The 996-nt window shown below is 69.5% G+C and carries 1 protein-coding gene; it reads left to right on the top strand.

Annotated features, from left to right (window positions below; genetic code table 11):
- Positions 1–153 precede the first annotated feature (153 nt).
- On the top strand, positions 154–996 hold an 843-nt coding region (locus H5411_RS46560), incomplete at its 3' end, for a tyrosine-type recombinase/integrase (protein WP_183128034.1).

The following is a 996-nucleotide window of genomic DNA, read 5'->3' as shown; positions in this document are numbered from 1 at the left end:
GTTGTCGTGGCGTGGGTGGAGCAGTCTGGGCGGTGTTCGTGGCGGGTTCGTTATCGCCGGGCGGGTGGTGGTGTTGGTTCGGTGTCGGGGTTTGGGTCGTTGCGGGCTGCGGTCGGGTACGCGGGGGATATGGAGTCTGATCAGCGTCGCAGGGTGTGGGTCGATCCTGCGGAGGGCCGGGTTCTGCTGAGGGATTGGGTGGAGCGGTGGTTGCCGGTGCAGGATGTGGATCCGCGGACTCGGGACAATTACGAGAGTTATCTGCGGTGTCATGTGTTGGCGCGGTTCGGGTCGAGGCCGATCGGGGAGATCACTGCGCTGGAGGTGGATGCGTGGCGGAGGGCGGCGGCCGAGGCGGGGTATGCGCCGGCGACGGTGTCGAGCTGGGCGAAGCTGTTGTCGATGATCTTGGCTGATGCGGTGGACGAGCGGTTGATCGCGGTGAATCCGGTGCGGCAGCGGCACCGCCGCGGCCGGCGGTGCCGGACGCTGGTGCGGGAGCGGGTGTGGGCGACGCCGGAGCAGGTGCTGCGGATCGCGGATCAGGCCGGGGCCCTGGGCGGTGACGTGGCGCGGCTGTTGGTAATCACGGCGGCGTGGACGGGGTGCCGGTGGGGCGAGCTGGTGGCGCTGCATCGCGACAATGTGGACCTCGAGACGGGGCATTTGGTCGTGGATCCGGAGCGGGGTTTGTTGCACGAGTGCCGGGGCCGGCGGTGGCTGGGGCCGCCGAAGACGCCGTCGTCGGCGCGGCGGATCGCGTTGCCGCCGTTTCTGGTCCGGTTGCTGCGCCGGCACCTGGAGAGCCATCCCTTCGAGTTCGTGTTCACGACCTCGAACGGGACCTGGTTGTGGCGGTCCACGTTCGACCGGAGGGTCCTGCGGCCGGCGATCGACGGCTGCCGCAGACCGGGTGTTCGCGCGTATGCGGTGTGTCCCGGGTTGACGTTCCACGGGCTGCGGCACAGCCACAAGACCTGGCTGATCGCGGGCGGG

The sequence above is a fragment of the Amycolatopsis echigonensis genome, assembly GCF_014174495.1.
Taxonomy (GTDB): Bacteria; Actinomycetota; Actinomycetes; order Mycobacteriales; family Pseudonocardiaceae; genus Amycolatopsis; species Amycolatopsis echigonensis.
This window is presented reverse-complemented; position numbering and strand designations above follow the sequence as displayed.